General features: G+C 38.0%; 4 protein-coding genes. 1 reads left to right on the plus strand and 3 read right to left on the minus strand.

Annotation, left to right across the window (positions count from 1 at the left end; translation table 11 throughout):
- The 3 genes from A2003_RS00935 to A2003_RS00945 all read right to left on the minus strand — a co-directional run.
- Positions 1-1,210 (minus strand): ABC transporter permease (locus A2003_RS00935; protein WP_286686704.1); only part of this gene is annotated, 1,210 nt, incomplete at its 3' end.
- Between the two features lie 87 nt (positions 1,211-1,297).
- Positions 1,298-2,314, minus strand: a complete 1,017-nt coding sequence (locus A2003_RS00940; protein ID WP_004677245.1) for an extracellular solute-binding protein — start codon at positions 2,312-2,314, stop codon at positions 1,298-1,300.
- A 42-nt stretch (positions 2,315-2,356) separates the two neighbouring features.
- The gene (locus A2003_RS00945) at positions 2,357-3,457 is read right to left on the minus strand and encodes an ABC transporter ATP-binding protein (protein WP_112986776.1); all 1,101 of its coding nucleotides are present in this window, start codon (positions 3,455-3,457) and stop codon (positions 2,357-2,359) included.
- A gap of 249 nt (positions 3,458-3,706) precedes the next feature.
- On the opposite strand from A2003_RS00945, the gene A2003_RS00950 reads away from it, so the two are divergent.
- Positions 3,707-5,587, plus strand: coding sequence for a potassium transporter Kup (locus A2003_RS00950; RefSeq protein WP_112986777.1), 1,881 nt, complete (start codon positions 3,707-3,709; stop codon positions 5,585-5,587).
- The last annotated feature ends 143 nt before the right edge of the window (positions 5,588-5,730 follow it).

Genomic DNA, 5,730 nt, shown 5'->3' on the forward strand with positions numbered 1-5,730 from the left:
TTCCTAACTTAAATTCAAGAAAATCAGCTACCGCATGATCAATTTTTCCAAGTGATAACATAAGACCAATGGCCAACACAGTTCCAGGTATTGCATAACCTAAACTGGCAATTCGGCTAAACCATGTAATTTGGCTAAAGCGTGCCGCACTGACAATAAAAAATCCGATTGCAATTGTGATCACAGTAGCAACTGTAGCTAAAAATAAAGTGTTGATTGATGCTTGTAATAAATAGTCTGAAAAACCTGCATACTTGAAACGCTTATAAGATTCCACCAATAAATGGATGAACGGAATGAGGAAACCAATGCTGATAGGAATCAATCCAAGTATTAAACATAAACCAGCTTTTGTGCCACTGAGTTGTTGTGCTGGCATCAATCGACTACGTTGAGCAGAGTTCATATAGCGTTGTTTGCGTCTACCCAGTCTTTCAATAACAACCAATAAAGTAATAATGATCAACATGAAAATCGCGATTTGTGCAGCACTAGCGAGATCGGATTGATTTGTCCATGTTGAATAGATCGATAAAGTTAGAGTTTTGACGCCTAAAAACTCGGTTGCACCGATGTCATTGATGGTTTCCATCAAAGCTAAACTAGCCCCCACAGCGATTGCTGGGCGAGCTAAAGGAATCGCGACTCGAAAAAAAACTTGGTTCGGGTTGAGCCCTAAACTGCGTGCAACTTCAATCAAGCTAGCTGATTGCATGAGAAACATTGCACGTGTGCTTAAATAGACATAAGGATATAAGACAAAACTTAATAGAAAAATACAGCCCCAAACAGAGCGAATATTCGGAAACCAAGCAGGTTGAGATTCCCAACCAAAGTTAGCTGCTAGAAAGCTTTGTAGTGGGCCGATAGGATGCAAAATATCGATATAGCTATAAGCGATGATATATGTTGGTATTGCAAGGGGAAGCAGTAGTGCCCAATCTAAAAAAGCTCGACCTCTAAACTGATATGCGGTTACTAACCATGCGCTACCAGTCCCGATTAAAATCGTGAGTAGACCAACACCAAATAATAAAATACTGGTATCAACCAAAGTAGGAGGCAGAACATACTGAATCAGATGCCCAAAAATATCACTATTACCCTGAATTGCTGTTAAAACCAATGCAATAACAGGCAAGCAAGCAAGTAAGGTTAATACCCCACTGAGCGATGTAAATAAATTAAAGTGATGCTTATTTTTGGTCATTAGAGATTAAGAAACTATTGAAGAGCAGGTTTAAGAAGTTTGATTGGACAGGTCAAAACAAAATGGATGACCTGCCCATAAAATCACTTAGTGATTAAATTGAACTTTATCGACTAACAGATTTGCTGCTTTACGATATTTTGCAATTTCACTCAGACGGACGTTATCAATATTTAACTTTCCGAAACTTGCGATAATTGGATCAATCTTCACACCAGGTTTTACTGGATACTCATAACCACTTTGTGCATAGATTGCTTGTGCATGATCTGAAGATAAGAATTCCAATAATTGAACTGCTTCTTTACGGTTTGGTGCATATTTTGCCACAGCTGCACCTGATACATTAATATGCGTTCCACCATTTTTAAAGCGAGGTAATACAACATTAATTGCATTGCCCCAACGTTGTTGCTCAGCATCACCATTACGCATTGTTCCTACGTAGTAGGTATTTGCAACGCCGATATCACAAATTTTACCGAGAATATCGCGTGCAACATCACGATCGCCACCACTCGCTGGGCGTGCTAAATTTGCTTTGATGCCACGTAACCATTGCTCAGTTGCTTTTTCGCCGTGATGAGCAATATAGGATGCAATTAACCATGTGTTATAAGGATGGCTGCCAGAGCGGATACAAATCTTGCCTTTCCATTTTGGATTTGCGAGATCTTCATAACTGATGGCTTTTAGTGGTGTACGTTCTTTAGAAACATATACTGCACGAGCACGCATAGATAGCGCATACCAATGACCATTGGCTGCACGTAAGTTACCTGGAATCGCGGTATTTAAAACTTTAGAGTTCACTCGTTGAGTTAAACCATTTTCAACCAAATCAACCAAATTACCGAAATCAACTGTCAGCATGACGTCTGCAGGTGAGCGGCGACCTTCAGTTTTAACACGTTCCAGCATTCCATCTTTGATAAAAACAGTGTTTACTTTAATACCTGTTTTTTGATTGAACTCATCTAATAGTGGTTGAATTAACACAGGTTCGCGTGTGGTATAGAGATTGACCTCAGCGGCATTTACCCAACCACTGCTGAGTGCGATAAGACTAACCGAAAGCGCATGAAGTTTTATTCGTTGGTTCATTTTTGATCCCTAAAAAGAAGAAACTTGAATAATAAATACCAGTTAAGTGGATGATTGATGGATTTCGATTGAATCATTGGATTCATAAAAGAAACACTGAGATAAATCTAACGATAGGTAGATGGTGTCTGTTTGGTCGTAATGTTGAGAATATTCAACATAAGCACTTAACACTTTATCTTCTGCCTCGATTTTTAATTTAAGTAGTTGTGAATAGCCTAAGAAGTTCGACGAAATAATTTTAGCAGCTAGACTATTTTCAGTTTTTATCCGATTAACACGTAATTGATGGGGTCTAAAATAGCAACGAATCTCGTTACTACTCGTCAAATGTTTTGGAATATCAATATTTCCAAAAATCGTATGCAGTTGTTGATCTTGTATTTGGGTTTTTATTTCATTCAAATCGGAAAAATAACGTGCTGCAAAAAGTGTTTTCGGTTGGAAGTAAAGCTGCTTAGGCGTACCACTTTGAATGATTTTACCCTGATGCATCAAAATAATCTGATCAGCAATTTGAAGTGCTTCTTCAGGATCATGAGTCACAATGATAGTTGTGGTTGAAGTCTGTTTTAAAATCTCAATAGTACTTTGTCGAATTTGATCACGTAAACGATGATCCAAATTCGAAAATGGTTCATCCATAAGTAAGACATGTGGTTTAGGCGCGAGCGCACGAGCTAAAGCGACACGCTGTTGTTCACCACCAGATAAAGTATGTGGATAGCTATGAATATGATGCGACATAGAGACATGCTTTAACGCATTTTCAGCAATAGATTGACGCTCGTGCTTCGGGATTTTTTTCAATCCAAACATCACATTTTCCAACACGCTTAAATGTGGAAAGAGAGCATAGTCTTGAAATACAAAACCGATATTGCGTTCTTCAGCTTGAACTTGTTGATATGGGTCCCATAGAACTTTTCTTTCTAGCTGAATAGAACCCTCAGTAGGAGTCTCTAGACCTGCGATCAGACGTAGCATGGTTGTCTTACCGCAACCTGAATGTCCCAATAGGCAAATAATCTGACCACTTTGAGCAGACCATGATGCTTGATTTACAGCAAAACGCTCACCGAATTTTTTGCTAAGCTTTTGAATCGTTAAGACATTGGCCAACGTTAAGGTATGAGCATTCATGGTCAATTCACAGGAATAATTCTTGCCCAAATAATAACTGATAATTCTTCTCAAGTGGAGTTTTTTTGAAGGAATGCGAGCGTGTTTATTGGCGCTATTTTAATTAACTCAAAGGTAGAGTGATTTAATTTGAATAAGCAATTATTTAATTAAATATTAGATATTTAACTGGCTTATAAATAAATTATTTAGTGAGTGATAGATTGAGTGCTAGTATCACTTTAACTTTTAGAAGTGTTTTTTTACAACATGCAAAATCAGACGGTAGAGAAAGCTAGTGTACCCATACTGACTTTAGCTGCACTTGGTGTAGTCTTTGGCGATATTGGAACTAGCCCACTTTATGCACTTAAAGAAAGCTTTCATGCAACACATGGAATGCCAATCAATGAAATTAATATTTTAGGAATCTTATCGCTTATTTTCTGGACCATCATGTTGATCGTCTCTCTTAAATATGTGATGGTGATAATGCGAGCAGATAACAATGGCGAAGGTGGAATCATGGCATTACTTGCCTTGAATTTACGTCAGCCAGGTCTTTCTAATCGAACAAAAATTCTGATTACAGCTTTAGGTTTTATTGGCGCTTCATTATTCTTTGGTGATGGCATTATTACACCCGCAATATCTGTGTTATCGGCTGTGGAAGGACTTTCTGTTGCGGCTCCAGCATTTGATAAATTTATATTACCGATCAGTATCGGCATTCTGACGGCATTGTTTCTTGTACAAAAACATGGAACTGCCGTAATGGGTAAGTTTTTTGGCCCAATTACACTGCTTTGGTTTTTGTCTATTGGTGCGATTGGGTTTGTGAGTATTATTCAAAGCCCAACGATTTTGGCTTTCTTAAGTCCACATTGGGCATTGCAATTTATTATCACCAATCCGTATATTTCATTTTTTGTGATGGGCGCTGTCGTTTTGACCGTCACAGGTGGTGAAGCGCTTTATGCTGATATGGGGCATTTTGGTGTTCTTCCGATACGCCTTGGTTGGTTCCTCGTTGTTTTGCCTTGTCTTATGTTGAATTATGCAGGTCAAGGTGCTTTATTGCTAAGAGATCCTACAGCGATTACCAATCCATTTTATTTACTTGTACCATCCTTTTTCCTCTATCCAATGATTCTTATTGCGACCGCAGCAGCTGTAATCGCATCACAGGCATTGATTAGTGGTGTTTTTTCGATGGCGAAACAAGCGATTCAATTGGGTTATTTACCTCGTCTGAATGTACTACATACCTCAGCGTCTGAAGTGGGTCAAATTTACATTCCTTTACTCAATTGGATTCTATATATTTCAATTTTATTCCTAGTTTTACTCTTTAAAACAAGTAGTAATTTAGCAGGTGCTTATGGTCTTGCTGTAACGATTACCATGTTCTGCGATACGCTTTTGGTTGCATTTCTTGCTTATAGCTACTGGAAATGGAAAACGTGGAAACTGGTTTTATTCGCTGTACCATTCATTTTTATTGATTTAGTGCTGTTAGGCTCGAATCTACTTAAGTTCTTTATTGGTGGATGGGTGCCTGTGCTTATCGCTGTCTTTGTCTTTACATTGATGATGACATGGAAGAAAGGGCGGGTTCAATTGCAGGAAAAACTCCAAAGCGATACGTTGCAGTTAGAAACCTTTATTAAATATCTAGGCACAGATATGAATAAGGTATCTGGTATTGCTGTGTTTTTGACAGGTTCTCCATCTGTAGTACCACATGCGTTGTTGCATAATCTCAAGCACAACAAGATTCTTCATGACAAAAATATGTTGGTAACGGTGCAAGTTTCGGATATCCCATACGTGCAAGATGAACTGAGATATGAGTTCGAAGTTTTAGAGAAAGGCTTTTATCGGATACAAATCAATTATGGTTTTAAAGAGCAGCCGAATGTACCTATGGTCTTAGAGAAAATTTTCAATAAAATTAATTTTGAATATAATCTGATGGAAATCAGTTTCTTTGTGTCACGCGAAAGATTGATCTACAAAGCGGATAATAAGTTAACTACATGGAGAAAACATTTATTCGCTACGATGCAAAAGAATACAAGTCCTATTAGCGATTTTTATCAAATCCCTACGAATCGTGTTGTCGAAATTGGTAGTCAGATTGAGATATAAAAAAAAGAGCCTTTTTGAAAGGCTCTTTTTTTATGCTTGGATTTACATCGGATAAATAATTTTGACTTTCTTAATGCGAGTGCTGAACCGTACCGGGTTTGTCGGAGACCACTTTTCTTGAGAGAATGTCCCGATGAAAAAAG

It is taken from the genome of Acinetobacter sp. GWC1_38_13 (genome assembly GCF_001767535.1).
GTDB lineage: Bacteria > Pseudomonadota > Gammaproteobacteria > Pseudomonadales > Moraxellaceae > Acinetobacter > Acinetobacter junii.